Source organism: Sulfitobacter sp. R86518 (assembly GCF_042466275.1).
GTDB classification, from domain to species: domain Bacteria; phylum Pseudomonadota; class Alphaproteobacteria; order Rhodobacterales; family Rhodobacteraceae; genus Sulfitobacter; species Sulfitobacter pontiacus.
Window position 1 is genome coordinate 1,683,814 of record NZ_JAXHCA010000005.1, and the last position, 26,328, is coordinate 1,710,141.

The 26,328-nt window shown below is 61.8% G+C and carries 27 protein-coding genes and 1 tRNA gene; 15 read left to right on the plus strand and 13 right to left on the minus strand.

The window, feature by feature from the left end; translation table 11 throughout:
* Positions 1-43 precede the first annotated feature (43 nt).
* Entirely contained in the window at positions 44-667 is a 624-nt protein-coding gene (locus SJY36_RS09170; protein ID WP_037945035.1) for a helix-turn-helix domain-containing protein, read from the minus strand.
* Positions 668-731: 64 nt separating this feature from the next.
* On the opposite strand from SJY36_RS09170, the gene SJY36_RS09175 reads away from it, so the two are divergent.
* The 4 genes from SJY36_RS09175 to SJY36_RS09190 all read left to right on the plus strand — a co-directional run bounded on the left by SJY36_RS09175 (position 732) and on the right by SJY36_RS09190 (position 4,808).
* On the plus strand, positions 732-2,246 hold the full coding sequence (locus SJY36_RS09175; RefSeq protein ID WP_386174479.1) for a class I adenylate-forming enzyme family protein: 1,515 nt from the start codon (positions 732-734) through the stop codon (positions 2,244-2,246).
* Positions 2,243-2,884, plus strand: coding sequence for a DsbA family protein (locus SJY36_RS09180; RefSeq protein WP_037964336.1), 642 nt, complete (start codon positions 2,243-2,245; stop codon positions 2,882-2,884). The genes SJY36_RS09175 and SJY36_RS09180 overlap by 4 nt, the downstream gene beginning before the upstream one ends.
* Positions 2,885-2,999: 115 nt before the next feature.
* Positions 3,000-3,482 (plus strand): adenylyltransferase/cytidyltransferase family protein, encoded by a 483-nt coding sequence (locus SJY36_RS09185; protein WP_386174484.1) that lies wholly within the window; start codon positions 3,000-3,002, stop codon positions 3,480-3,482.
* Positions 3,483-3,572: 90 nt separating this feature from the next.
* Positions 3,573-4,808, plus strand: a complete 1,236-nt coding sequence (locus tag SJY36_RS09190; protein ID WP_386174487.1) for a multidrug effflux MFS transporter — start codon at positions 3,573-3,575, stop codon at positions 4,806-4,808.
* Positions 4,809-4,969: 161 nt separating this feature from the next.
* Here the strand turns inward: SJY36_RS09190 and SJY36_RS09195 are convergent, their stop codons facing one another.
* Positions 4,970-6,271 (minus strand): DEAD/DEAH box helicase, encoded by a 1,302-nt coding sequence (locus SJY36_RS09195; protein ID WP_005853776.1) that lies wholly within the window; start codon positions 6,269-6,271, stop codon positions 4,970-4,972.
* A 317-nt stretch (positions 6,272-6,588) separates the two neighbouring features.
* A complete protein-coding gene (locus SJY36_RS09200) occupies positions 6,589-7,632 on the minus strand; it encodes an AbrB family transcriptional regulator (protein WP_386174489.1) in 1,044 nt (347 codons plus the stop codon).
* 134 nt (positions 7,633-7,766) lie between these two features.
* On the opposite strand from SJY36_RS09200, the gene SJY36_RS09205 reads away from it, so the two are divergent.
* Entirely contained in the window at positions 7,767-8,636 is an 870-nt protein-coding gene (locus tag SJY36_RS09205) for a DMT family transporter (RefSeq protein ID WP_037944386.1), read from the plus strand.
* Between the two features lie 69 nt (positions 8,637-8,705).
* The gene (eno, locus tag SJY36_RS09210) at positions 8,706-9,983 is read left to right on the plus strand and encodes a phosphopyruvate hydratase (RefSeq protein ID WP_386174492.1); all 1,278 of its coding nucleotides are present in this window, start codon (positions 8,706-8,708) and stop codon (positions 9,981-9,983) included.
* 88 nt (positions 9,984-10,071) lie between these two features.
* Here the strand turns inward: eno and SJY36_RS09215 are convergent, their stop codons facing one another.
* Both SJY36_RS09215 and SJY36_RS09220 read right to left on the minus strand, forming a co-directional pair.
* Positions 10,072-10,752 (minus strand): hypothetical protein, encoded by a 681-nt coding sequence (locus SJY36_RS09215; protein WP_005853783.1) that lies wholly within the window; start codon positions 10,750-10,752, stop codon positions 10,072-10,074.
* Positions 10,753-11,085: 333 nt separating this feature from the next.
* Entirely contained in the window at positions 11,086-12,231 is a 1,146-nt protein-coding gene (locus tag SJY36_RS09220; protein ID WP_386174496.1) for an anhydro-N-acetylmuramic acid kinase, read from the minus strand.
* Positions 12,232-12,296: 65 nt separating this feature from the next.
* Here SJY36_RS09220 and tyrS point away from each other — a divergent pair, with 65 nt between their 5' ends.
* Positions 12,297-13,547: a tyrosine--tRNA ligase gene (gene tyrS / locus SJY36_RS09225; protein ID WP_037944389.1), complete on the plus strand. Its 1,251-nt coding sequence runs from the start codon at positions 12,297-12,299 to the stop codon at positions 13,545-13,547.
* Between the two features lie 41 nt (positions 13,548-13,588).
* Here tyrS and SJY36_RS09230 read toward each other — a convergent pair whose 3' ends face one another.
* The 3 genes from SJY36_RS09230 to SJY36_RS09240 all read right to left on the minus strand — a co-directional run bounded on the left by SJY36_RS09230 (position 13,589) and on the right by SJY36_RS09240 (position 16,708).
* Positions 13,589-15,400 carry an ABC-F family ATP-binding cassette domain-containing protein gene (locus SJY36_RS09230; RefSeq protein WP_074634825.1) on the minus strand — a complete coding sequence of 604 codons (1,812 nt, stop codon included), beginning with the start codon at positions 15,398-15,400 and terminating at the stop codon, positions 13,589-13,591.
* 84 nt (positions 15,401-15,484) lie between these two features.
* Complete coding sequence (locus tag SJY36_RS09235) at positions 15,485-16,234, minus strand: GNAT family N-acetyltransferase (RefSeq protein ID WP_386174501.1); 750 nt, start codon at positions 16,232-16,234, stop codon at positions 15,485-15,487.
* Between the two features lie 9 nt (positions 16,235-16,243).
* Complete coding sequence (locus tag SJY36_RS09240) at positions 16,244-16,708, minus strand: outer membrane protein assembly factor BamE (RefSeq protein ID WP_005853789.1); 465 nt, start codon at positions 16,706-16,708, stop codon at positions 16,244-16,246.
* A gap of 91 nt (positions 16,709-16,799) precedes the next feature.
* On the opposite strand from SJY36_RS09240, the gene SJY36_RS09245 reads away from it, so the two are divergent.
* From SJY36_RS09245 to SJY36_RS09280, 8 genes are all read left to right on the plus strand, one after another.
* Positions 16,800-17,354 (plus strand): DUF177 domain-containing protein, encoded by a 555-nt coding sequence (locus tag SJY36_RS09245; RefSeq protein ID WP_039912052.1) that lies wholly within the window; start codon positions 16,800-16,802, stop codon positions 17,352-17,354.
* 195 nt (positions 17,355-17,549) lie between these two features.
* Complete coding sequence (gene rpmF, locus SJY36_RS09250) at positions 17,550-17,756, plus strand: 50S ribosomal protein L32 (protein WP_005853791.1); 207 nt, start codon at positions 17,550-17,552, stop codon at positions 17,754-17,756.
* Between the two features lie 42 nt (positions 17,757-17,798).
* Entirely contained in the window at positions 17,799-18,875 is a 1,077-nt protein-coding gene (plsX, locus tag SJY36_RS09255; protein WP_037944394.1) for a phosphate acyltransferase PlsX, read from the plus strand.
* Positions 18,872-19,843: a beta-ketoacyl-ACP synthase III gene (locus SJY36_RS09260; RefSeq protein ID WP_386174506.1), complete on the plus strand. Its 972-nt coding sequence runs from the start codon at positions 18,872-18,874 to the stop codon at positions 19,841-19,843. The genes plsX and SJY36_RS09260 overlap by 4 nt, the downstream gene beginning before the upstream one ends.
* A gap of 97 nt (positions 19,844-19,940) precedes the next feature.
* Complete coding sequence (gene ihfA / locus SJY36_RS09265) at positions 19,941-20,243, plus strand: integration host factor subunit alpha (protein WP_005853794.1); 303 nt, start codon at positions 19,941-19,943, stop codon at positions 20,241-20,243.
* Positions 20,244-20,247: 4 nt separating this feature from the next.
* The gene (locus tag SJY36_RS09270; protein ID WP_386174509.1) at positions 20,248-21,258 is read left to right on the plus strand and encodes a MerR family transcriptional regulator; all 1,011 of its coding nucleotides are present in this window, start codon (positions 20,248-20,250) and stop codon (positions 21,256-21,258) included.
* A gap of 69 nt (positions 21,259-21,327) precedes the next feature.
* Positions 21,328-21,404, plus strand: a tRNA-Pro gene (locus SJY36_RS09275).
* A 64-nt stretch (positions 21,405-21,468) separates the two neighbouring features.
* Positions 21,469-22,548 carry a 2'-deoxycytidine 5'-triphosphate deaminase gene (locus SJY36_RS09280; RefSeq protein ID WP_386174512.1) on the plus strand — a complete coding sequence of 360 codons (1,080 nt, stop codon included), beginning with the start codon at positions 21,469-21,471 and terminating at the stop codon, positions 22,546-22,548.
* A gap of 25 nt (positions 22,549-22,573) precedes the next feature.
* Here SJY36_RS09280 and SJY36_RS09285 read toward each other — a convergent pair whose 3' ends face one another.
* The 5 genes from SJY36_RS09285 to SJY36_RS09305 form a co-directional block, all read right to left on the minus strand.
* Positions 22,574-22,816, minus strand: a complete 243-nt coding sequence (locus SJY36_RS09285) for a hypothetical protein (protein WP_386174514.1) — start codon at positions 22,814-22,816, stop codon at positions 22,574-22,576.
* 83 nt (positions 22,817-22,899) lie between these two features.
* Positions 22,900-23,553: an SMC-Scp complex subunit ScpB gene (scpB, locus tag SJY36_RS09290; RefSeq protein ID WP_243250324.1), complete on the minus strand. Its 654-nt coding sequence runs from the start codon at positions 23,551-23,553 to the stop codon at positions 22,900-22,902.
* 1 nt (position 23,554) lies between these two features.
* On the minus strand, positions 23,555-24,340 hold the full coding sequence (locus SJY36_RS09295; protein ID WP_005853799.1) for a ScpA family protein: 786 nt from the start codon (positions 24,338-24,340) through the stop codon (positions 23,555-23,557).
* A complete protein-coding gene (gene nagZ, locus SJY36_RS09300; protein WP_386174518.1) occupies positions 24,333-25,337 on the minus strand; it encodes a beta-N-acetylhexosaminidase in 1,005 nt (334 codons plus the stop codon). The genes SJY36_RS09295 and nagZ overlap by 8 nt, the downstream gene beginning before the upstream one ends.
* Positions 25,337-26,281 (minus strand): SPOR domain-containing protein, encoded by a 945-nt coding sequence (locus tag SJY36_RS09305; RefSeq protein WP_005853801.1) that lies wholly within the window; start codon positions 26,279-26,281, stop codon positions 25,337-25,339. Before SJY36_RS09305 ends, nagZ begins: the two co-directional genes overlap by 1 nt.
* Between the last annotated feature and the right edge of the window lie 47 nt (positions 26,282-26,328).

Consider the following 26,328-nt stretch of genomic DNA (forward strand, 5'->3'; position numbering starts at 1 on the left):
TCGGGGAGAGTTTATTTGGCAAAATGAAGCGCGGGCCCGTCGGTTAGGTGAGCGATGTGACCCAAAGGATCGTGGCGTCCTCATCGCTGGTAGAGACGACGTTATGCCCCATCGTCGCATCATAATAGGCACTGTCGCCGCGGCGCATTTCGACGGGTTCGTAGAATTCGGTGTATAGGGTGATGACGCCGGTCAGCACGTAAAGGAACTCCTCCCCGTCGTGGCGCACCCAGCCGTCGAACTCATCCATCCGGCGGGCACGGATACGCGCGCGGTAGGGCAGCATCTGCTTTTTGCGCAGCGTATCGGCCAGCATCATGTGCTCGTAGGTGGTCGTCGCCTTGGCCGCCCCCTCGCCCGATTTGGTGACCGCCATCCGCCCGTTGATCTGCCCAGCCGAGGGGGGCGTGAAGAGCTGTGGCACCGAGATTTCCAACCCCACGGCGAGCTTTTTCAGCGCCTCATAGGTGGGCGACATCTGGCCGTTCTCGATCTTGCTGAGCGTGGAGCGGGCCAGTCCGGCCTGATTGGCGGCTTGCTCCAGCGTCCAGTTGCGCGCCTTGCGCAGCTCGCGCACGCGCGCCCCCAGATCAACAGGCGGGGCGGTTTCCGTCTCGCCGCTTTCGCGGGCGATCTGGATCATGGATTTCGGGCCGTCTTGCGTCATGCGCTGGCTATAGCGCCGCGCCGGAGCGCTTGCAACGCTGCTGCGCGCGGGGTAGCGATTGGGCATGCTGTCCGTCTCTGCGTCCTCCGGCCTTGCGCCTTGCCCCGCCCCGTTCAATCTTGCCGCCCATGTTCTGGGCCGCGCCGCCGATTTGGGCGACAAGACGGCGCTTGCCATTGTCGGGCCCGATCGCGTTGAGGCGTGGCGTTTCGACCAGCTTGAGGCCGCCGTGCGCGGCACCGCGACGGGGTTGCTGGGCATGGGTCTGCGCCCGGGGGACATCGTGCTGATGCGCCTTGGCAATACTGTGGATTTCCCGCTGGCCTATCTGGGCGCGCTGGCCGCAGGCTTGGTGCCTGTCCCCACCGCCGCCGCACTGACAGAGCCGGAGGTTGCCGCGATCATCGCCACCCTCGCGCCCAAGGCGGTCTTGCGCGATCCCGCCGTGCCCTGCCCGCCGAATGACACCACCGTCGATCTGGCCCAGCTCAGGTCCATGCGCGATATGCCCGCGGCCCCCTGGCATATGGGAGACCCCGACCGGCTGGGCTATATCATCTATACCTCTGGCACGTCGGGCCGGCCGAGCGCGGTGATGCATGCACATCGCGCCATCTGGGCACGGCAGATGATGGTGCGCGGCTGGTATGATCTGAAGCCCGAGGATCGGGTCATGCATGCAGGCGCGTTCAATTGGACCTATACGCTGGGGACCGGCCTGATGGACCCCTGGACCGCCGGTGCCACCGCCCTGATCCCGGCTGCGGGCGTGGTGCCTGCGGATTTACCTGCCTTGATGGCACGGCATGAGGCGAGCCTTTTTGCAGCCGCACCGGGGGTGTACCGTCAGATCCTGAAACACCACGACCGGATCAACGTACCAAGCCTGCGCCACGGGTTGAGCGCGGGGGAGAAGCTTCCCTCGGCCGTTGCCCGGGCATGGGAAGCTGCCAGCGGCACGCCGATCTTCGAAGCCTACGGTATGTCGGAGTGTTCGACCTTTCTCTCCGCCTCTCCCGACCGTCCGGCGCGGGCCGGCACATTGGGCCAGCCCCAGGACGGGCGGCGCATCGCGTTGATCGGGACGGAAGGCCCGGTAGAGATCGGCCAAGAGGGCACCATCGCGATCCACAAGAGCGACCCGGGGCTGATGCTCGGCTATCTTAGCGCGCCGGATCAAACGGCCCAGAAATATCAGGGTGACTGGTTCCTGACCGGCGACCAAGGTGTCATGGGCACGGATGGGCAGATCACCTATCTGGGGCGCAATGACGATATGATGAACGCGGGCGGGTTCCGCGTCTCGCCGATCGAGGTGGAACAAACCCTCGCCAAATTCCCCGGCGTCCATGCTGTCGGCGCGGCGGAGGTCGAGGTTAAACCCGACGTGACCGTCATCGCGGCCTTCTATACCGCCGACAGCCCGCTGGACGAGGCCGCGCTGGCACTTTATGCACAAGACAACATGGCGCGCTACAAGCAGCCGCGCCTTTTCATCCACCTGCCAGAGCTGCCGATGGGCGCGAATGGCAAACTGCTGCGCCGGTCCTTGCGTGCAGCCTATGAGGCACAACGATGACCCAGACGATCAAGCTTGATATCATGTCCGACCCGATTTGCCCTTGGTGCTATATCGGCAAGGCCCATCTGGACCGCGCACTGGAAAGCGAGCCGGACCACCCTTTCGCGATCGAATGGCACCCGTTCCAGCTGAACCCCGACATGCCTGCTGACGGGATGGACCGTCGTGCCTATCTGGAAGGCAAGTTCGGCGGCAAGGAAGGTGCGGTGCGGGCTTATGCCCCTGTGGTGGAACATGCCGAGAAAGCCGGTCTCAAGATCAACTTCGAGGCGATGCAGCGCACCCCCAACACGCTGAACGCCCATCGGTTGATCCACTGGGCCGGGATCGAAGGGCGTCAAACCGCGGCGGTATCGGCGTTGTTCAAAGCCTATTTTGTTGATGCGCGCGATATTGGCGATGCCGAGGTGCTCGCCGATATTGCCGACGGGATCGAGATGGATGCATCTGTTGTGACGCGTCTATTGGCGACGGATGAGGATATGGAAGACATCCGCAAACGCGACGCGCACAGCCGCGAGATGGGCATTAACTCCGTCCCGACCTTTATCGTGGGCGGGCGTCACGCGGTGCCGGGCGCGCAGCCGCCCGAGCTTTGGAAAAAAGTACTGGCCGAACTGCGCAACGAAGGCTGAGGCCACGCGCCCGCACTGGAAGTCAGGGGCAGAAAGGCTTTGCCTTTGTGCTGAAACCCGCCTAGAATCAATCGGATAAAGGGGCAAAGACCCCTATCCAGATCGAGCGGGCAGCATGAAATACGATATCCCCTTTCCCTTTATGGGACGCGGGCGGGCGACGGTGGTGACACCGGCGGCGCGCCCGTCCAGCTTCACACCCTCCACGCCAATCACGCGGACGATCCTGACCTATGGCGGGTTCGACGGATTCCACACCGGTCACGCCGACTGGCTACGGCAGCTGGCCCGTATGGGCAGCGAACTGGTCGTCGGCTGCCAGAGCGAACAGTTCTGTCAACGGGCGGGGCGTCCGGCGCATCTCGGCTTTGCCGCCCGCCGTGCGGTGCTGGAGCGGTGCCGCTATGTCTCGCGGGTCATTCCGCTTGAGACATGGGATCAGGTGCGCAGCGATATCGTGAATTACAACGTCTCGGTATTGGCCCTGCCCGCGCATCTTCCCCTGCCGGTGTCGGGACTGGACGAGATCGTTCAAGTATTGCGTTTGCCGGTGACAGCCCGCGAGACAGAGCCGCGCCAGAGCGCCCGAGCCAGCTGACAGCGCGACGCCGATTGCACTATCTGTAAGGCAGCCTTATGAACACCATAGGCTGCGCCCTGCGGCCCACCGTCACGATGGAGCCGATGGATGACCGACGACCGCCCCGACATCAACATGAGCCGCCCCGAGTTTGTGGCGCTGATTGCAATGATGTTTGCAATCATTGCGTTCTCGACCGATGCAATGCTGCCTGCCCTGCCCGAGATCGGCGCAGAGCTGTCGCCTTTGGATATGACCAAAGTCCCGCTAATTGTGACCGCCTTTATTCTGGGGATGGGGATGGGCACTTTTGTCACGGGGCCGCTGTCGGATGCTTTCGGGCGCAAGAATATCATCTACCTCGGGTCTGCGATCTATATCTCGGGGGCTGTGGTGGCGTGGCTAAGCCAATCGCTTGAGGTGATGCTGATCGCGCGGGTCGTGCAGGGCGTGGGGGCTGCGGGCCCTCGGGTTGTGGCGCTTGCGGTGATCCGCGACCTTTATTCGGGCCGGCAGATGGCCAAGATCATGTCTTTCGTGATGATGATCTTTGTCGTCGTGCCCGCCTTTGCCCCTGCAATGGGGGCTGTGATCATCGCCCTGTCCGATTGGCGTGGCGTGTTCTTGTCGTTCATCGTTTTCTCGGCAACCTGTGTGGTCTGGGCCATGCTCCGCCTGCCCGAAACCCTGCCCAAGCCCAAGCGTCGACCTTTGCAGATCGGCCTGCTGTGGAACGCGGTGAAAGAGATATTCAGCAACCCGATGGTGTGTCTGTCGATCACGGTGCAGACGCTGGTGATGGGGTTCTTGTTCTCGACGCTGATGCTGGTGCAACCCATTTACGACCAAGTCTATGACCGCGCCGAGAGCTTCCCCTTCTGGTTTGGCGTCGCGGCGCTGATCTCGGGGACGTCGAGCCTGCTGAACGCGCTGCTGGTCGTCCGGCTGGGGATGCAACGGATCGTGATCCTTGCGCTTGGGCTGCAGATCGTACTGTCGGGCCTGATGCTGGGTCTTGGTCTGGGCGATCTGGCCGAGCCCTATGGCTTTGTCTTTTTCCTGATGTGGCAGGCGTCGCTGTTCTTTCAGGTGGGGCTGGTGATGGGCAACCTCAACGCGCTGGCGATGGAGCCTTTGGGTCATATCGCCGGCATGGCGGCGTCGGTCATCGGGGCGGTGTCGACGGTGATGGCAGCCATGCTCGCTTCGCCCATCGGGTTAATGTTCAACGGCACGATCACCCCGCTGATCGGCGCGGTACTGACGCTGGCGACACTCGCCTTTGCGCTGATGCTGCTTCTGGCGCGGGTCAACCGGCAGGCGGCAGCAGACCCCGCGGAATAGGGCTGAGCGACCACGTGGTGGGTGGTGGTGCCGGTTTCGCCCTTCGGGCGAGGATTTAGAGCCATTTGGAAGCGCGGACCATGGCGCTTTAGAGAGAGGTAACAAAAAGGGGCACCGCTGATGGCGGTGCCCCTTTTGATCGTGCGTCGGTACCTGCGCGCTTATGCGGCGCGCTGCCCGGCTGGCTTGCGACGACGCCGCGCGGCACCGGCGGGTTTGCCCGCACCGCCGCCATTGCCACCGCCACCGTTACCGCCACCGCCACCGGGGCGACCACCGCGACCACGACCGCGTCCGCCGCGACCCTTTGGCTTGGCAGGCTCATCAATCGCTTCCCACGGACGGCCGGAGGCCACGGGGATCGAGATTTTCATCGTCTTCTGGATATCTTTCAGCTCGCCCATTTCATCCGGTGCACAGAAAGCAATCGCCGCCCCGTCTTTGCCCGCGCGCGCGGTCCGGCCGATACGGTGGACATAATTGTCGGGCACATTGGGCAGCTCGTAGTTGTAGACGTGCTTCACGTCGGGAATATCCAAACCGCGGGCGGCGACATCCGTTGCCACCAGCACAGTGACCTCGCCTTTCTTGAAGGATTCAATGGCGCGGTCCCGCTGACCCTGGCTTTTGTTGCCATGGATCGAGGCGGCTTTGAAACCGGCTTTGACCAGATCTTTCATCAGCTTTTCACAGCCGTGTTTGGTCCGCCCGAACACCAGGGCGCGTTCCTCGGTGTGTTTGCCAAGCAGTTCGATCAGCAGGGATTTCTTTTCCGCCTTGGCGATGAAATGCACCTCTTGGGTGATCTTGTCCGCCGCCTTGCCCGGAGGCGAGACTTCGATGCGGATCGGGCTGTTGAGGTAGCTGTTGGCGATCTCGTTCATCAGTTTCGGCATGGTTGCCGAAAAGAGCATCGTCTGACGCTCTTTCGGCAGCACCGCCGCGATCTTGCGCAGATCGTGGATGAAGCCCATGTCGAGCATCTGGTCCGCTTCATCAAGCACAAGGAAAGTGGTCTTGTGCAACAGCACCGCGCGGCGGTCCATCAGGTCCAGCAAGCGCCCGGGTGTGGCCACCAGCAGGTCGACGCCGCGCTCCATCCGTTTGATCTGCGGGTTGATCGACTGGCCGCCGACAATCATCATGGTTTTCAGCTGGGTGCCTTCGCAGAACCCTTTGAGGTTCTCCATGATCTGGTTGGCCAGCTCGCGGGTCGGGGCCAGCACCAGCCCACGCACGGTGCGCGGCTCGGGGCGGGCTTCGCGTTCCAGCATCTGGGCCACCAGCGGGATACCGAAGGCGGCGGTCTTGCCGGTGCCGGTCTGTGCCAGCCCCATCACGTCGCGGCCATTCATCCCGTGGGGGATCGCCTGTTTCTGGATCGGGGTCGGATCGGTCATACCCATGTTGGTCAAGGCTTTGACCAGACGGCGCGGCAGGCCCATCATTTCAAAATCGCTCATCGTTTTGTCGTCTTTCCGCGGGATGCGGGGCAATGCCCCTTCCCGCCATAGCAATCACGCGGGCCCTGTCGATGCAGGGAAACCGCGAGGGACGCAAAGCAGATCGCAGGGGGCAGCCTAGTGCCAACACCCTGTCTGTTGCGCTTGGCCCCACGCGTGATTTTGGGAACATCGGCGGCCTTTTGTTCAGCTCTCAAAAGACGCGACGATTTTTGGTCGACAGGTCAAGGGCTGGTCTGCTCACGCGGCAGAAGGCATCGCTTGCGCCCCAGATGGGCTGTTTGGGAGGTAAAGTCAACGGTGCTGTGAAAGATAGCCTAGCGCGGGGTGCTGCGTGCCAGCATCAGGGGCAGCACAGCGCTGAGGATGAACAGGCGCATCATGTGGCAGGCGGCGACGAAACCCGGGCTGATCCCCAGCACGCTGCCCATGGCGATCATGGTCTCGAACCCACCGGGCGCAAAGGCCACGAGGATATGCGCCAGCGGCATGCCAAGCGCCATCGCGACCGGGATCGCCCCCAGCAGGGCCAACCCCACGGCAAGGCAGGTCACAGCCAGCCCTGCGGCAAGCCCCTTGGTCAGATCGTCAAGCCGCACGCCGGAGAACCGCGTGCCGATCAAGGTGCCGAGCACCACATAGGCGGGCATTACCAGCCACAGGGGCAGCACACCGGGGGCGAGCCCTGTCACATGCGCAAGCGAAGACACCAGCATCGGCCCGATCAACATCGGCGCGGGCACCCGGATGCGCCCCAGCAGCACCCCTGCCCCGACGGAGAGCGCCGACATCACCAGCAATGTCACGCCGCCCATAACGGGGCCGTCGGGCACGATGGACCCGCCCAGATCAACCCCCATCGCCAGCGCGACAAAGGGCACCACCAGCGTGAGCGACAACAGCCGCACCGACTGCGTGGTCGAGATACGCACCACATTATCCCCGCCATCGGCCGCCATCGCCAGCACAAAGCTGAGGTGTCCGGGGGCCGAAGCCAGCAGTGCTGCACGACGGTCAAAGCCAAAGAACCGCGCCAGCAGCCACCGGCTGAGCACCAGCATCGCCCAGACCAGCACGGCCATCGCTACAAAAGCCAGCGGCCAGCGCAGCATGGCATCGACGGCATTCTGGTTAAACCCCGCCCCCACCGACAGGCCAATGACGACAAAGCAGATGTTGCGCAGTGGCAGCGACACCCCCATGCGCCCGCCCGCCAGACCGGCCAGAGACACCAGCACCGCAGGCCCCAGCAGCATGTAGATCGGCGCGCTCAGCAGCCAGCCGATACCGGCCCCCACCGCGCCGATACAGACGGTGAAAACGGTCGTAAGCGTATCAGAGGGGGGGCGCGGCCATTTCATACGCTTGTGCTAGCAGTTGGTCCCTTCCGCCACCAGCCCCGTCACGGGATGCGCCGCGAGGCTTGCACATCCCCCGACAAAGGGACATGCATCCACTGACGGAATTTTAGAACGATTGTATGAAGGAATAGGATATGGACAATCTGCGCGGCGCTTTGATCATGGTGCTGTCGATGTTGGGCTTTGCCATTGAGGACATGTTCATCAAGCTGATCGGGACGGATATCCCGATCGGGCAGATTATCTTTATGCTCGGGACCGGTGGCGCGCTCTGCTATGGTGCGATGGTGGTGATGAAGGGCGAGCCCTTGATGGATCGCGCGATGCTGACCCGCCCGATCCTGCTGCGCGCCTTGGGCGAGATTGTCGGCACATTAGGGTTTGTATCGGCCATTGTGCTGACGCCGATTTCTTCTGCCTCGGCCATTTTGCAGGCGACACCGCTGGTGGTAACCCTTGGGGCCGCGCTGTTTCTGGGCGATCCCGTCGGCTGGCGCCGGTGGAGCGCTATTCTGGTTGGTATGCTGGGCGTCTTGCTGGTGATCCGCCCCGGGATGGACAGCTTTCAGGCGCTGTCCCTGCTGGCAGTTCTCGGGGTGCTGGGGCTGTCCTTGCGTGATCTGGCGACGCGGCGGGTGCCGAAATCGACCTCTACGTTCCAGCTGTCGTTCCTTGCGTTTCTGGCGCTGGTCCCTGCAAGCCTGCTTTTCATGCTGGGCACGGGCACGGCCTTTGCGCCGATGTCGGGGGTGCAATGGCTGTTCATGGGGGCCGCGCTGACAACCGGCATGGTCGCCTATTACGGCATCGTCGCGGCCATGCGTATCGGCGAAATCAGCTTTGTCACACCGTTCCGCTATGCGCGCCTGCTGTTCGCGATGGTTGTGGGCATTACGATCTTTGGTGAACGCCCCGATCTGCTGACCTATGTTGGCGCAACCATCATTGTTGCCTCGGGCATCTATACGGTATGGCGTGAGCGAAAGGTCAAAGAACAGGCCTGAACACTTTCCATCCTCCCCCCGGCGCGCTAAACCGCTGCGCAATTGTCATCTGCAAAAGGATAGCCCCTTATGAGCACGATCATCGACATCCACGCCCGCGAAATCATTGACAGCCGGGGCAACCCCACGGTCGAAGTCGATGTGACGCTTGAAGACGGCACCATGGGCCGCGCGGCCGTTCCCTCTGGCGCATCCACCGGTGCCTATGAGGCGGTAGAGCGTCGCGATGGCGACCAAAAGCGCTATATGGGCAAGGGCGTTCTGGAAGCCTGCGCCTCGGTCAATGGCGAGATCGCAGATGCGCTGGTCGGCATCGACGCGACAGAGCAGGTCGAGATTGACGGCACGATGATCGAGCTGGACGGTACCGACAACAAGTCGCGTCTGGGGGCCAACGCCATTCTGGGTGTCTCCCTCGCGACGGCGAAGGCCGCGGCTGATTATTGCTCGCAGCCGCTCTACCGCTATGTGGGCGGCACCTCTGCGCGCATGCTACCCGTGCCGATGATGAACATCATCAACGGGGGCGAGCACGCGGATAACCCGATCGACATTCAGGAATTCATGATCATGCCCGTCGCGGCAGAGAATATCCGCGACGCGGTGCGCATGGGCTCCGAGGTGTTCCACACGCTGAAGAAAGAGCTTTCGGCCGCAGGTCTGTCCACCGGTATCGGCGACGAAGGCGGCTTCGCACCCAACATCAGCTCCACCCGCGATGCACTTGATTTTATTCTGAAATCCATCGAAAAAGCAGGCTACAAACCGGGCGAGGAAATCTACCTCGCGCTGGATTGTGCGGCAACGGAATACTTCAAGGACGGCAGCTATGTCCTTTCTGGAGAAGGGAAAACCCTGACCAGCGCCGAGAATGTGGATTATCTGGCGGCCCTCTGCGCCGATTACCCCATCATCTCTATCGAAGACGGCATGTCCGAAGACGATTGGGATGGCTGGAAACTGCTGACCGACCGTCTGGGTGACAAGATCCAGCTGGTGGGCGACGATCTATTCGTGACCAACCCTGAACGTCTGGCCGAAGGCATCAAACGGGGGTCTGCCAACTCCATGCTGGTGAAGGTCAACCAGATCGGCACCCTGTCCGAGACGCTGCAAGCGGTCGACATGGCGCATCGTGCGGGCTTTACCAACGTGATGTCCCACCGCTCGGGCGAGACCGAGGACGCGACGATTGCGGATCTTGCTGTTGCGACGAACTGCGGTCAGATCAAGACTGGCTCGCTCGCGCGGTCCGACCGGTTGGCGAAATACAACCAGCTGATCCGCATCGAGGAATTGCTTGGTGTGACAGCGGAATACGCCGGTCGTTCGATCCTGAAAGGTTGATCAAGGGGGGCAGTTCGCCCCGCCCGAAGATACGAAAGCGCGCCCGATCAAGGCGCGCTTTTTTGTGCTTGCGGTGTCGCGTCCAGTGTCAGCTTTGGATCTGACGCAACAGGCCCGACTTGGTAAAGCCCACACGGATCATATCCGTGTCACTTTTCAGCATCGGCATCTTGATCTGGATCGTCCGCGGCTGCGCGCCAAAGGCGACGTTCATCCGGATGGTGGCCACGAATTTGCCTTGCGTCGACGGGCGCACGTCTTCGATCATACCGACGACTTCGCGGTCGGTGGTCATGACCGTAGCGCCCAATGCCGCCGTGATCGGGACAGAGGCCGCGGCGCGGGACACATCGCCGCTAACACTGCGCGATACCGCGGCGGTCGCGCTGCTGGTCGTCCCGCTGCTGTCGGTCGTCGTGCCGCCACCGCTGTTGGACCCGCCAGTGCTGCCGACACCCACGCCAACGCCCGCGACGGAACCCCCGCCAACCGAGGCCCCGACACCAGCGCCCACGCCGCCGACAGAGGCGCCAGCGCCCGCATCAGCAACCGAACCGCCACCGACAGAGGCACCCGCCCCCGCGCCGACGCTGCCTGCGCCCACACCAACACCGACATCCGCGGCGGACCCGTGGCCGACGCTGGCCCCTACGCCCGCGCCAATACCGCCAACGCTGGCACCGACGCCAACATCCAGCGCAAAGGCCGACGTGGCGATGAATACAGTTGCAACCGAAGTTGCGGCGTTTTTAAGAAACATACTCGTCATGGTCATTCTCCTTTTGAAAAGGAACGGCGCAAGCAAAGCCCCCACTTTCTGCGCCACCGTTCTGAGGTAGTACAATTCAAGGTAGAACCACCCAGATATCAAGCAAGGAAACAGACTGTTTACGGAATACCACTGTGCAAGCGGGCAACAGCCCTTTGCCGCGCCAGAAACCCGCAGCGCGTAGCTAACCTATTCGGGAGAAACAAAGAATACGCACGACCATAACGCGAAACATCAACGGGCGACTCAGGCCGCAACACCTGCTGTCCAGCGAAAAGCGCAAGTCACAGGGGCGACGATACGCTGGCGCGACATCCATCAAAGGGCCTTATTCTAAACTCTGATCGCCTCTGTCGGCATGCTGACGGTGCCGCCCCCGACCGCAGCCCGCACCCCCGTGGTGCCGGGGCAAGAGGTCGGCAGCCCGCGCGCCACCCGCACGGCAAGATATCCGAAGGCCTGCGCCTCCAGCATATCACCGTCGAGCCCGATCTCTTCTATCGGCATGACCGGACAATCCAGACTGACGCTGAGCATCTTCATCAACACAGGGTTGTGCCGCCCGCCCCCGGTGACCAGCACACGATCGGGCAAACGCGGACAATGCTGCATCGCTTCGGCCACGCCAGCGGCACACATGGCCGTCAGCGTCGCGGCGGCATCGGCGTCCGACAGTTCGGTCACCAGCGCGACCATCTCGTCAAAATCGTTCCGGTCCAGCGACTTGGGAGGCATCCGTGCGAAATAGGGCTCGGCCAGAAACAGCTCAAGCGCGCCGGTCTCGACCTGCCCGCGCGACGCGGTCTTGCCGCCCTCGTCAAAGGGCAGCCCCAGACGCGCCTGCATCAGATCGTTGATGGGCGCATTGGCGGGCCCCGTGTCGAAAGCCAGCAGCGCCCCCTCCGCCTCGGGCAAGGGGATCGCCGGATCCACCCAGGTCAGGTTCCCCACCCCGCCAAGGTTCAAAAAGGCCACCGGCCCCGTCAGCCCCGCATAGCGGGCGCAGGCGTGGTGAAAGAACGGCGCGAGCGGTGCGCCCTCTCCGCCCAGATGCACATCGGCGCTGCGGAAATCCCACACGACGGGCAGCCCCAGATGATCCGCCAGCGCGGCACCGTCGCCCACTTGCAACGTCCCCTGCATGCGCGGCGCATGGGCCAGCGTCTGCCCGTGAAAGCCGATCAGATCCACATCGGTATACGCGCCAAGGGCATCGATATGCGCTGCCTCTACCACCTGCGTCGCCGCCGCCACCTCTGGCCCTGACCATTTGCCGAAACCGGCCGCGATGGTGCGGCGTTCCTCCGCAGAATAACTGCGGTAGCTCGACCTGCCGAAACCTATAATATCGCGGCCGTCCGTCTCGATCACCGCAACGTCCACCCCGTCGAGCGAGGTGCCGCTCATCGCGCCTGCGGCCCGCAGCGGGCCTGTTTTCGCGATCCGTGTCGGGGTTCTTGCCCCTTGGGCCTTATTCATGGCCTTTTCCTTTGTCTGCTCAGCACCTATAGAGTGCACCACCACCCAAGCTGAGGGCAAGCACCATGACATACCACCCCAAATCCGATTTCATCCGCATCATGATGGAGCGAGGCTTTCTCGCCGATTGTACGGACTATCAGGGCCTTGATGACGCGCTGATGAACGGGGCTGTGCCTGCCTATATCGGCTATGACGCGACAGCGAAATCCCTTCATGTGGGGCATCTGATGAATATCATGGTGCTGCGCTGGTTGCAGAAATGCGGCGGCAAACCGATCACCCTAATGGGCGGCGGCACCACCAAAGTGGGCGACCCGTCGTTCCGGTCGGATGAACGCCCCCTGCTCGACAATGCCGCCATCGACGCCAATATCGCCGGCATGCAGCAGGTGTTCGAGAAATACCTGTCCTACGGTGACGGCGACAGTGACGCGATCATGCTGAACAACGCCGAATGGCTGGACAATCTGAACTACCTCGAATTCCTGCGCGACATCGGGCGGCATTTCAGCGTGAACCGGATGCTGTCGTTCGAAAGCGTCAAATCCCGTCTTGATCGGGAACAGTCGCTGTCCTTCCTCGAATTCAACTACATGATCCTGCAGGCCTATGACTTCCTTGAACTCAACCGCCGCTATGGCTGCCTGCTGCAAATGGGTGGCTCGGATCAATGGGGTAATATCGTCAACGGGATCGACCTGACCCGCCGCGTGCTGGATCAAGAGATTTTTGGCCTCACCACGCCCTTGCTCACCACCAGCGACGGCCGCAAAATGGGCAAATCCCAGGGCGGCGCGATCTGGCTGAACGGGGACATGTTGTCGCCCTACGAGTTCTGGCAGTTCTGGCGTAATACCACCGATGCGGACACGGGCAAGTTCCTCAAGATCTTCACCGAACTACCGGTCGAGGAATGCGACCGTCTGGGCGCACTGGAAGGCTCCGACATCAACGCGGCCAAGATCATTCTGGCGAACGAGGTCACGACCCTGCTGCACGGTGCCGAAGCGGCAAAGAATGCCGAAGCCACGGCACGCGAAGTGTTTGAAAAAGGCGGCGTCGGCGATGACCTACCCACCCTGACGCTCAGCGCGGCGGATATCGGCGACGGCATCTCTATCGTGCAGCTGATCGTGAAATCCGGTCTGGCCGGCTCGGGCAAAGAGGCAAAGCGTCTGATCACCGAAAACGGTGCCCGCTATAATGACGAACCGCTGACAGACGCAGGCCTGATGGTCGATGCTGCCACGCTGGCCACACCGATCAAGCTTAGCGCGGGCAAGAAACGCCACGCGCTGGTACAACTGGGCTAAGCCCCCGCAGTATGAGAGGGGGGCGGGTCGCCCTGCCCCCTTTAGCTTTCGGCTTTTTCTTCCAGCATCAGCCACTCGGCCTCTGCGTCCTGCAGCTTTTCATTCCGCTCGACCAAGGCATCGGTCGCTTTCTGGAATTTCACCGGATTGTCGGAATAGAGCGTCGGGTCGCTCATCAACTCTTCCAGTTTCGCAATTTCGGCTTCCAGTCGCGCAATCTCGGCGGGCAGCGCCTCAAGCCGGTGCTTTTCGGTAAAGCTCAAGCCTGATTGCTGCGCCGCTTTGGGCTTTTCGGATTTCGCGCCGGGCTTTGATTTGACAACAACGCTTTGGTCAAAATCATCTTGCTGGCGCTGCGCCAGATAATCCGTCCAACCGCCCGCATAGACAGTCGCCTTGCCATCGCCTTCCATCGCGATGGTGGTCGCGGCAACACGGTCAAGGAAGTCACGGTCGTGGCTGACCAGCAGCACGGTGCCATCATAGGTCGACAGCAGCTCCTGCATCAGATCAAGGGTTTCGACATCCAGATCGTTGGTCGGTTCGTCAAGCACCAAGAGATTGCTGGAGCGCGCCATGATCTTGGCCAGCAGCAACCGCGCCTTTTCGCCCCCCGACAAGGAACGCACGGGCGCACGGGCCTGCCCCTCGTCGAAGAGGAATTCTTTCAGGTACCCAACCACGTGTTTCGGCTGCCCACGCACCAGAATCTGGTCCGCCTTGCCCGATACACGCATTTCCGGATCGCCGGTCAGACTGTCCCACAGCGACATATCGCCATCAAGCTGCGCGCGCGCCTGGTCGAACAGCGCGATCTCAAGGTTGGTACCCTGTTTGATTTCACCCCCGTCGGGCTGTTCTTTCCCGATCAGCATATTCAGCAACGTCGTCTTGCCCACACCATTCGGCCCGACCAGGGCGATCCGATCCCCCCGCTGGATGGTGATGTCGAAGGGGCGTAGAATTGTCTTGTCGCCAAAGGCCTTGGTGATGCCCATAGCCTCGACCACCTTGCGGCCCGACTTCGGACCCGCTTCCAGCGCCATGGCGGCGGTGCCCTGACGTTTGATCTGGCTGGCGCGTTCGGCTCGCAGGTCTTGCAGGGCGCGCACACGGCCCTGGTTGCGCTTGCGCCGCGCCGAAATACCTTCGACAGCCCACCGTGCCTCCGCCTTGATCTTGCGGTTCAGCTTGTGGCGCTGCATATCCTCTTCTTCCCACATCTGGTCGCGCCAGGCTTCAAACCCGCCAAAGCCGATGTCCTGCCGGCGCACAACACCGCGGTCGACCCACAGCGTCGCCCGTGTCAATTCGCGCAGGAACGCCCTATCGTGAGAGATAATCACAAAAGCGGCCCGCGTCGCTTTCAGCTCGTCTTCAAGCCAGCGGATCGCTTCGATATCCAGGTGGTTCGTCGGCTCGTCCAGCAGCATCAACTCAGGCTCGGAGGCCATCAGACGCGCCAATGCCGCGCGGCGACGTTCCCCCCCGGATGCGGTGCTGACTGGGCGCGCGGGGTCGAATTTCAACCCTTCGCCGGCGCGTTCGACCTTGTACATCTCTGACGGGTCCAGGCCATGGGCCGCGAAGTCGCCCAAAGTCTCGAATCCGGTCAGATCCGGGTCTTGCTCCATATAGCCCACCGAAACGCCGGGCCCGACGATCACGTCGCCACTGTCGGCCTCGACCAATCCGGCCATGACCTTCATTAAAGTGGATTTACCTGACCCGTTCCGGCCCACCAGCGCCAGACGGTCGCCGGATTGAACCACAAGGGACATATCTTCGAATACGGGATCTCCGCCGAATGTCAGCGAGATCTCGTTAACTTGTAAAAGGGGTGCGCGTGCCATGACAGCCAGCTAGCGCCGCGCCGCGTCAGCGTCAATGACCCCTCTTCCAAATGGGCTAAAATCCTCGCCGAAGGCATGAAACTCTTAGGCGGCACCGCGCAGCAGGCGCTTACGCCCCTCGGGGATCGCCGCGATTTCAAGGCCGGTAAACACATGCAGCGTGTTCATCTGATGGTCGATCACCGCATGATCGCTCACCCAGCCCCCCATCATCAGATAGCTTCGCAGCAGCGGCGGCAGCATTTGTAGCGCGGCTTTCTCGGCCGGCTTATCCAACGTCCGTTCCACAAAGCCCACCGTATCGGGGGCCTTGACCAGCGGCTGCCAGTGCAGTGGCGCAAGGTGGCGGCTGTGCAAAAGCGCCATGACATGGCTATAGGGTGCCGGATCGGTACCCTTGAAGGAGGTGCACCCAAAGAGCAACGCGACCCTATGGGCGTCCACAAACTGCGCCAACGCGGCCCAGGCCATGCGCACGACATCCGGGTCTGTGACCCCCGGGGCCAAACAGAACCGCCCCAGTTCCATCATCGCGCCGGGGAAATATGCAAGCTTGGTCAGATCGTAGAATTGCGCGGCATAGCTTTGATCCAGCGACGCGCCCTCCATCAGCCCGATCCGGTAGCAGCACAGCAGGTCACCGCTGCCTTGATGCCGTACGAGGATATGATGTTTTTGCGCATCAAACCCGTCGATATCGCGCGGCTGAACCAGCCCGAAGGCCCGCGCGCGCAAGGCTTGCGCGGCGTCGACATCCTCAGGCGTGGTGGCACAATAGGCGCGGTACGGACCGCGTAAAAGCGGCTTGATCACAGCACCCTGTGGCACCGTCACGGGCCTGCCCTAGCCAGCCAGCGCCGCAGGGTTGAAGCGGCCAATGTTGCCCAGAAGCTGCCGAATAAAGGATTTATCCGAGATCGGCGAACTAGTGACGCGGCGGTCAAGGGTGACGACATTGCCACGCTCCAGCCCGAAACGTTCGACGTTCTGCACAACCCCGTTGCTGTCAAAGCTGACAGCGACAACTTCGCGCTCTGTCTCGCGCGGGGCCATGAACCACATCGCCTGACGGCGCGACCGGACATAGTAATACCCCGAATTGGTCAGCAACCCTGCCGACGCGGGCACGCCCACGGTTTCGGCCACGGTGTCACGTGTGTCCTGGCCCACGGTAATCTTCTCAAGATCCTCTTGCGGCGGGATATAGCCGTGGTTGGAGTATTGCGGGGAGCAGGCCCCAAGCGTCAGACCAGCAGCGAGAACTGTGGCGGTCAGCAGTGTCTTTTTGACATGGCGGTCGATACGCATTCTTGGTGCCCTCTTGCCCTTGGGGATCATGGCTTTTATCTCGCATACACTAAGCACGCCCCATGGTTCAAGAAACGAAAGTACCCCTAACATGTCTCGCACGCCCCCAAGCCCTACAGCATTGCGCGTCGCAGAGCTGTCGCAGAATGCGCAAACCCCTTTCTCCCTGCGTCCCGACGCCGACAGCTTGCGGATGATCGCAGAAGAACTTGATCTTTCAGCCTTACGTAAACTTTCATTCGAAGGGCACCTCAAAGCGCTTGGTCGCAGTGATTGGGAGCTCAAGGCGCGTCTGGGGGCCACTGTGGTACAGCCCTGCGTGGTGACGCTGGAGCCGGTCCAGACTCGGATCGACGTCGATGTCACACGGCTTTTCGTGCAGGATTACGAAGAACCCGAGGAAGCCGAGATCGAGATGCCCGAGGATGATCGCACCGAACCGCTTGGCGCGTGGATTGATCCCGCGGCCATCATGATCGAAGCGCTGGCGCTTGAGATTCCCGAATACCCCCGCGCCGACGGGGCCGAACTGGGGCAAGCGGTCTATACCAAACCCGGCGACACCCCGATGACCGACGAAGACGCCCGCCCCTTTGCGGGGCTGGCCGGCCTCAAGAACCAGCTTAAGGACGATACCACCGAATAACCCTGCCGGTTTGGGTGAAAAAAGGGTTGCTTCGGCGGGTTTTCGCAGTATTTTGCGCCCTTCACCCCAATTAAGGTTGGACATCGGATAGGCTTCGGCCTAAACGCACGTCACGCCCAAACCGGGAGTTGATCTGAAACACGGTCGTCTTTGGCAGGAAGCCGATGAACGACCCCGAAGGCAAAGGCACCAGACATGGCTGTCCAACAGAATAAAGTTTCCAAATCGCGTCGCAACAACCGCCGCGCACACGATTCGCTGACTGCAGCGAACCCGAACGAATGCTCCAACTGTGGTGAGCTGAAGCGCCCGCACCACGTTTGCGCAGCATGCGGTCACTATGACGACAACGAAGTTGTTTCTCTGAACGAAGAGATCGACCTCGACGAAGACGCGGCGTAAGCTCGTCACGTCAACCGCAGTTCATAAGAGGCATCGCACCAGATGACGGCCACGTCCGATCAGCCTAGCGCGAGAACTCAGCGCACCCTTATCTCAGTTGATGCGATGGGGGGCGATCAGGGCCCGGCAATCGTTGTTGCCGGGTGCTCTGCGTCCGCGCTAAAGAATCCCGATATCAGCTTTATCCTGCACGGCCCTGCCGAAACGCTGGAACCGCTGGTGGCAAAGCGGCCCGAACTGAAAGGGCGCTGCACCATTCGGGATGCCCAAGGGGTTGTCACAATGGATGACAAGCCCAGTAATGTCGTGCGCAATGGCAAGGACACATCGATGTGGTCCGCCATCGAATCCGTGCGCGACAACGAAGCCTCGGTCGCGGTCAGCTGCGGGAACACCGGCGCGCTGATGGCGCTGTCGATGATCCGCCTGAAAAAGCTGCCGGGTGTGAACCGCCCTGCCATCGCCGTGCTCTATCCCTCCACCAACCCTCAGGGCTTTAACGTTCTGCTGGATGTGGGTGCGGATGTGCGTGCGGATGCCGATGACCTGCTGCGCTATGCGCTGATGGGCAAATCCTACGCCCGCAACGGCATGGACATCGAACGCCCGCGCATCGGGTTGCTGAATGTCGGCACCGAAGAACACAAAGGCCGGACCGAGCTGAAAGAAGCCCACGAGTTGATTCGCGACGCCGCGGATGATGCGGGCTTTGAATTCGTCGGTTTCGTCGAAGGCGGCGATATCTCGGGTGATGTCGCAGATGTGATCGTCACCGATGGATTTACAGGTAATATTGCGATTAAGACCGGTGAAGGCACCGCGACGCTGATCGGCAATGGCCTGCGCCAAGCGTTCAAGAATTCGATCTGGTCCCGCGCGGCATCGCTGCTGGCCTATACCTCGCTGCGCCGCGTCAGCAAACGGTTTGACCCGCGCCGTGTGAACGGCGGTGTGTTTTTGGGGTTGAACGGCACGGTCGTTAAATCCCACGGTGCCGCTGACGCGACGGGGGTTTCCTCGGCGATCAAACTGGCCGCGCGATTAGCGGAAAGTGAATTTACAAATCGGTTGGCTGCGCGTGTTGCCGCAGCAAAGCCGACGAAAGAGACCGAAGAATGACAAAAAGAGCCGTCGTAATTGGTGCCGGACACTACCTTCCGGAACGCATTGTCGAAAACGCAGAGTTTGAAGGCAAGATCGACACCAGTGACGAATGGATCCGGTCACGCTCTGGCATTGAACGGCGTCACTTTGTTGGCGAAGGCGAAACCACGTCGACCATGGCCACAGCTGCCGCCAAGGCCGCACTGGCCGACGCGGGCAAGACAGCCGCCGATGTGGATGCCGTGATTGTCGCCACCTCTACCCCCGATCTGACTTTCCCCTTTGCCGCAACGATGGTGCAGGCGCAGCTTGAGATGGAGCGCGGCTTTGCCTTTGATGTACAGGCTGTGTGCGCGGGCTTTGTCTATGCGCTGGCCAATGCCAACGCGCTGATCGTCTCGGGCCAGGCTGACCGCGTGCTGGTTATCGGCTCCGAGACGTTCTCGAAAATCATGGACTGGACCGACCGCAGCACCAGCGTGTTGTTCGGTGACGGTGCGGGCGCGATCCTGCTTGAAGCGCAAGACGGCGACGGCACCGCAGCCGACCGCGGTATCCTCTCCACCGATCTGAATTCGGACGGGCGCTACAAAGACTTGCTCTATGTCGACGGTGGCATCAGCACGGGCACGACCGGCTATCTGCGCATGCAGGGGAATCAGGTCTTCCGCCACGCGGTTGAAAAGCTCGCCGCGTCGGCAAACACAGCGATGGACCGTGCCGGCGTCAGCGCAGAGGACGTCGACTGGATCGTCCCGCATCAGGCGAATATCCGTATTATTCAAGGCACTGCCAAAAAGCTGAACCTGTCGATGGATAACGTCGTCGTGACGGTTCAGGACCACGGCAACACCTCTGCAGCGTCGATTCCGCTGGCGCTTTCCGTCGGGCAAGAGCGCGGCCAGATCAAGAAAGGCGACCTGCTGGTCACCGAGGCGATCGGCGGCGGGCTGGCCTGGGGCGCGATCGTTCTGCGCTGGTAAGCGGCTTTTCTTCGCGCGAACAGCACGTTACGTCCCATAGTTGTTGACTTGCGGAAAAATCACAGCCTATGCTGCTTAAAACACATGGGGGGAAGATATGGCCGACAAAACGTTGACCCGGATGGATTTGAGCGAAGCAGTCTTTCGTGAAGTAGGTCTTTCCCGCAATGAAAGCGCACAGCTGGTCGAAGCGGTGCTTGAACATATGTCCGATGCGCTGGTCAAAGGCGAACAGGTCAAGATTTCATCTTTCGGCACTTTCTCGGTGCGCGACAAGTCGGCCCGCGTTGGCCGGAACCCCAAAACCGGCGAAGAGGTCCCGATTAACCCGCGCCGCGTGCTCACATTCCGCCCGTCCCATCTGATGAAGGACCGGGTTGCAGACGGGAACAAGCGATAACCTAATGCCCAAGTCTCCGGACGCATTCAGAACCATCTCCGAAGTTGCAGAATGGCTTGAAATTCAGGCGCATGTCCTGCGTTTCTGGGAAAGCAAGTTCACGCAAGTCAAACCGATCAAACGCGCGGGCGGGCGGCGATATTATCGCCCCAACGATATGCTGCTGCTTGGCGGTATCAAACGCTTGCTGCATGAAGACGGGCTGACGATCAAAGGCGTCCAGAAGGTATTGCGCGAAGAAGGCATGGGCCATGTCGCGGCCCTGTCTGCGCCTCTTGACGGGGTCACGCAGGATGATCCGGATGCCGGTGGCGACACGATCGACATGACCCCCGCGCCGATGCACGAGGACGCAGAACAGACCCACGAGGGTGTTGTTCTCCCGTTCGAGCAACGCGGGAGCAAAGCGGCTAAGCCAGCCCCTGTCGAAGCGCCCGAAACACACGCAGAAGCCACTTCGAAGCCCGAGGTGTCGGCCGAGGATACCACGCCCCTGCCTGCCGACGAACCGACCCTCGTCGCGACAGAGGCGGAGCCGGAGGAGACAACCGTCGCCCCCGCCGATACCTCTGCGGAGGACGGTGCCACCCTGCCCGGCTTCCTGCGCCACCCGATGACCGATGCACCGGTGCCGCCAAGCGATAACACACCGGACGACGCCCCTGCCGCAGCGCAAACACGCGCTCCGGATCAGGACGCGCCCGCGCCGACCATCGACAGCACGCCAGAGTCAGCGCCGGAAGACAGCATAGCCGAAACGCGGGACGTCGAAGCCCCAGAGATCAGCGAGGCACCGGAAGCCCCTATTGTTGCAGGTCCCAAGCCGCGTATCATCGATCTGCCGCCTCTGACGGCAGAAGAAGACTTCCCCGCCAAACCCTCTGTGCTTTCTGCTGCATTGCTGTGCCGCGATCTGCCCGAGGATTCGGCCCGCGATATCGCGCCTTTGCTGAGCCGTTTGGGCGAACTGCGCGATTCCATTCGGGCCGATGTGATCCGCGGCACAAAAGTCTAAGCCGCGCGTGCGATTTGCGACAATTCCCCCTTGCACGCACGGTTTTATCAGGTATGAAACGCCTCATGTCGGGCTATGGCGCAGCCTGGTAGCGCGTCCGTCTGGGGGACGGAAGGTCGCAGGTTCGAGTCCTGCTAGCCCGACCAACCGACATAAAACAAACGCCCGTACCCTAATGGGTGCGGGTGTTTGCATTTGAAAGGCCCGGATATGATCGGCGTAGTTCCCAACCAGCATATCACCGACATGATCGCTTCGGGTCAGATCATCGGCACACCACCTGTCGACAGCGCCCAGATCCAGCCTGCGAGCCTTGATCTTCGTCTAGGAACAGTGGCTTACCGCGTGCGCGCGTCTTTTCTAGCGGGGCATGGGGCCAAGGTCGCCGACCGTCTGGAAGAGTTCGAGATGCACCGCGTCGACCTGACGAATGGGGCGGTGCTGGAAAAGGGCTGCGTCTACGTTGTCCCGCTGATGGAGAGCCTCGCCCTGCCCCAAGGCACCTCTGCGGCGGCCAATGCCAAAAGCTCCACCGGGCGGCTGGACCTGCTCACGCGCACCATCACCGACGGCGGGACCGAGTTTGATCGCATCGCGTCGGGCTATACCGGCCCGCTTTACGCAGAGATTTGTCCGCGCTCTTTTTCGGTGCTCGTACGTCCGGGCATGCGGCTGAACCAGATCCGTTTTTCCACCGGTGCCGCCACGCTTGACGATGCCGCGCTGCGTGCATTGCACGCCGACAGCCCGCTGGTGGACGGCGAGGCCGTGATCGATGATGGTCTGGGATTCTCGGTTGATCTGCGCTTGCCTGACACCACGCTGGTCGGCTACCGCGCCAAACCGCATACGGGTGTTATCGATCTGGACAAGATCGGCCATTATGACCCCGCGCAATACTGGGAAGAGGTCCACAGCGACAACGGTCAGATCATCCTCGACCCCGGTGCGTTCTACATCCTGGTCAGCCGCGAAGCCGTGACCATCCCGCCCGAATACGCCGCAGAAATGGCCCCTTATCTGGCGATGGTGGGCGAATTCCGCGTGCATTACGCGGGCTTCTTTGACCCCGGTTTCGGCCATGCCTCCGCAGGGGGTGCGGGATCACGGGGCGTACTTGAAGTGCGCTGCCACGAGGCCCCTTTCGTGCTGGAGCATGGTCAGGTCGTCGGACGGTTGGTCTATGAGAAAATGACCGACGTACCGACCCAGCTTTACGGGTCGGGCATCGCGTCGAACTATCAGGGTCAGGGTCTCAAGCTCAGCAAGCATTTCAGCGCGCCGTGCTAAGCTTCGCAGCGCCTGATCACGCGGGTTAGAAACGCGTCAACTTGCGCATGTTCTTGACCATATTGCGCGCCTGTTTGCCCTGCTCGCGGCTGCTTTTGTCACGACGGGCCATTTCCTCGGCGCTTGGTTGGACAGGATTGCCGTCACGGTCCACCGACGCCCGACGCCCCTTGCCCAGCTTTGATGCCTGATCAAAGCCGATATCAACGCCTTTGTTGATCAAACGCCCCATCACGCGACGCATAATCATATTAACTATCTGGTTCATGTCCTGACCTCTTTACCGCGCGTTAAACTGTGTCTGAGGCCAATATAGCACCTATTGCGGCGATTTTCAGGCCACCTGCGGGATTAATCCTCGAACAGCTCGCTCTGGCCCTCGGTCGCTTCTGGCTCTTCTTCGCTGTCGACACCCGGCATCTCGCCAAAGGCGGGGCGGCTTTCCAGCAATCCGGCAGAGCGAAGCTCTTTCAACCCCGGCAGATCGCGGGGGCTTTCCAGACCGAAGTGGGCCAGAAATTCCTGTGTCACGACAAAGGTCACCGGACGACCGGGGGTCATCTTGCGGCGGCCAAAGCGAATCCAGTCCAGCTCAAGCAGCTGATCCAGCGTGCCGCGCGATACCGATACGCCGCGGATCTCTTCGATCTCGGCGCGGGTGGCGGGCTGGTGGTAGGCGATGATCGCCAAGGTCTCGATCGCGGCGCGCGACAGCTTGCGCGTCTCGACCGTTTCGTGCTGCATGAGATACCCCAGATCCGCCGCCGTGCGCATGGCGTAGGCATCCCCGATGCGACACAGCACGACACCGCGGCCGGTGTAGCGTTTGCGCAGATGCACCATCGCTTCGGCAGGGTCACAGCCGTGCGGCAGACGCGCCGCGATCTCGCGCAGGGTCATCGGCTCTGCGGTGGCGAAAAGGATCGCTTCGATCATGCGCTCCTGTTCGGCCAACGGCGGGGCCTCGAACAGGCTTTCTTCTGTTTGTTCAACGGGTTCGGCCACGTCAGATATCCTTCTTGCGCAACTGGATCGGCGCAAACACGCCCTCTTGGCGAATTTCCAGATGCCCTTCCTTTACCAATTCAAGCGATGCCGCAAACGTCGATGCCGTGGCCGAGCGGCGCATTGCCGGTTCTTCGCCCCATCCGTCGGGCATGTAGCTGGTCAGGTCAGACCAGTCGCCAGAAAAGCCAATCAAGCCGCGCATCCGTTCCAGCGCCTGCTCCATCGTAAAGACCTTGTCACGGTCCATCACAAAGGGGCGGAAATCGTCACGGGTGCGGATACGCGCGTAGCCCTGCATCAGGTCCAGCAAGGTCGCGGTATAGGTCACGCGGCGGGTCTGGCGCATTTCCTGGGTCTGGCCGCGGGCAAAGAAGTCGCGCCCCAACTGGTCACGGGCCATCAGCTGGGCCGCCACGTCGCGCATCGCTTGCAGACGTTCCAGCTGGAACGCCAGATGCGCGGCCAGTTCCTCGCCCGAGGGGCCATCGTCCTGCGGATCAGGCGGCAGCAGCAGGCGGGATTTCAAAAACGCGAGCCACGCAGCCATGACCAGATAATCCGCCGCAAGCTCAAGCCGCAGCGCCTTGGCCTTGTCCACGAACATCAGATATTGGCGTGCCAGTTGCAGCACCGAGATTTTGCGCAGGTCGACCTTCTGGGTGCGGCTGAGGGTCAACAACAGGTCCAACGGGCCCTCGAACCCGTCGACATCCACGATCAGCGCCTCGGCCGCGAGCCGTTCAGCAACTTTCGTTTGCCCGTCTTCCAACTGCGTTTCAGCCATATACCGTCCCGCCCAAAAGCCTGTCGAGCTTTGCAGTCAGGGCAGGAATGTCAACATCATCAGGGGTCCGGCGCATGGCAAGGGCGCGCACGGCCCGTGTTTGCGCAGCGTCGGACATCTCTCCGGCAGCATCGGCAACCCGGGTGCGATCCTCAAGTGTGGCGTTGCAGTACAACACCACATCACAGCCTGCGGCCAACGCTCCGGCGGCGATGACATCCACCTCGCCCGTCAATGCTTTCATCGAGATGTCATCCGTCATGATCAGGTTATCAAAGCCGATATCCTCGCGGATCAACCGCATCATCACGGGCGACAGCGTGGCAGGGCGCGGATCAATCGCGTCATAGACCAGATGCGCCGTCATCCCCATCGGCAGGTCGTTCAACACCTTGAACGGGGCGAAATCATGCGTGTCCAACGCGGCGCGCGGTGCATCAACCTGCGGCAGGTCAAAATGACTATCCATCGTGGCACGCCCATGTCCGGGCATATGTTTGACCACGGGCAAGACGCCCCCCGCCAGCATGCCGTCAGCCGCCGCACGGCCCAAAGCCGCCACCGCATCGGGCGTCGTGCCGTAACAGCGGTTGCGTAGAAATGCGTGGGTTTGCGCCCCGGCGACATCGACCATCGGCGCGCAATTGCTGTCGATGCCCACGCGGTGCAGCTCGTCCGCGATCAGTCGAAAGCGCAGATACATTGCCTCGGCCGCGTTGGGGCCTGCCGCCTGCACGAAGTCCAGCGGTGCCGTCCAGTCGCGCCAATGTGGTGCGCGCAAACGCTGCACCCGCCCGCCTTCTTGATCCACGGTGATAACAGCCTCGTGGCCCGCCGCCTCGCGCAGCTCGTCACACAGCGCGCGGACCTGATCCGGCGTGTCGATATTGCGCGCAAAGAGAATGAACCCAAAGGGCTTTACGGCGCGAAACAACGCCTTTTCCTGCGCCGTCAGCCGAAGCCCCGACGCGTCCAGTATCGTCGCCCCGTAACGCATCAGCGTGTAACGACGGGAATGCAGTCGGTGTTTTCAGCAACCAGCGCCGAACAGAAGCGTCGCGCATCCGCGATGTCCGAGAACCCATGCGCACGCAGACGGTAGAAGGTGCGCCCGCCGCTGCTGGCCTCTTGGATGATGCGGTCCTTGCCTTCCATATAGGCCCCGAAACGCGCGTTCAGACGGACCCATTGCGCCCGTGCGATCTGCGGTGAATCGAATGCGCCAAGCTGCACCAGACGCGTACCTGTGGGCAGGCTGTCGGGCGAAAGCTCTTTCACTTCGGCGGCGGCAACCGGTGCGGGTTCAAACGACGCTTTGGTTGCGACGGCACGGCCACCGGGGCGCGTTTGAGGACGCAAGGATGCGCGCACGCCCGGCTCTTCGCCCATGGCAACGGCCACCGCGTTCGACACCGCCATCTCAAGCGGATCGACATCCATCGTGGCACTTGCGTTCATCGGCTCTGGCAGGGCGGTGCCGTCTTCTTCGTCTTCCAGTGGTTCCACCCCATCGGTGAGAGAGGCGACAAGATCGTCCACATCGCCGTTTTTCAACGCCTCTGCCACGTCAGCCGCAGGCGATGATTGCGTTGGTGCCTGTTGCGCAGGTGCAACCATCGCGACGGGAATGGGCTGGTCTTCTTCTTCCAGATCCAGTGGCTTCGGGGCCAAAATCAGCTGTTCCGCGAATTGGTTCGCCGTCCCTTCAGAGGCCACAGCATTGACCGACAACCCTTGATTGTCCGCCAGTTGGCCGCCCGGATTTTCGGGCCGCACGCGCATATCGCCCTGGGCCGCACGCACCACCGGAATGCCGGTAACATCGCGCACCAGCAGCTTGTAGCCCCAGACCCCGATGCCGACGATCAAGGTGATGGAAAGCGCCGCGCCCGCGAAATTTGCAAACTTAGTCAAGGGCTTGGCCGCAACTTGCGGTGCCATCCCTGCGTCATGTTCAAAGGAGTACCCCCCACCCTGGGAGGAGGACG